This is a genomic window from Endothiovibrio diazotrophicus, from assembly GCF_054657215.1.
In genome coordinates this window covers 1-384 of the sequence record NZ_BAAHXB010000334.1, presented here as the reverse complement: position 1 = coordinate 384, position 384 = coordinate 1, and the positions used below count along the sequence as shown (strand labels likewise).

1 protein-coding gene is annotated in these 384 nt (G+C 62.5%); it reads left to right on the top strand.

Features of this window, described 5'->3' with window-relative positions; all coding sequences use genetic code 11:
- A partial coding sequence (locus ACYQ2W_RS26700) for a transposase (protein ID WP_459874174.1) occupies positions 1 to 384 on the top strand: 384 nt, incomplete at both ends.

Genomic DNA, 384 nt, shown 5'->3' with positions numbered 1-384 from the left:
GAAGCGCGCCGGCTTTTCCGAGAAATTGCCGCGGGTTCGTATCGAACTGCCGCTGAGCGAGGAAGAGAAGGCCGGGGCCAGCAGCACCTTTTTCACCAAGGTGAAGGAAGAGCTGGATATCGTCCCCGCCCGGGCCCAGGTGCTCGAATACTGGCAGGAGAAGGCGGTGTTCGAGACGCCGGAGGGCGATTCCTCGATCAAGACGGCGCCCCGGCCGGTCCATCCGCTGGGCAAGTGCATCGCCAGCGTGCAACTGCTGGCCTACATCCTGGTCGCCAAATACGCCGATGCGCTACCGCTGTATCGGTTGGCGGGGATTATCCAGCGCTATGGTGGCGAAGTCAGCCGCACCACCTTGGCAAACTGGGTTATTCGCCTCGATGG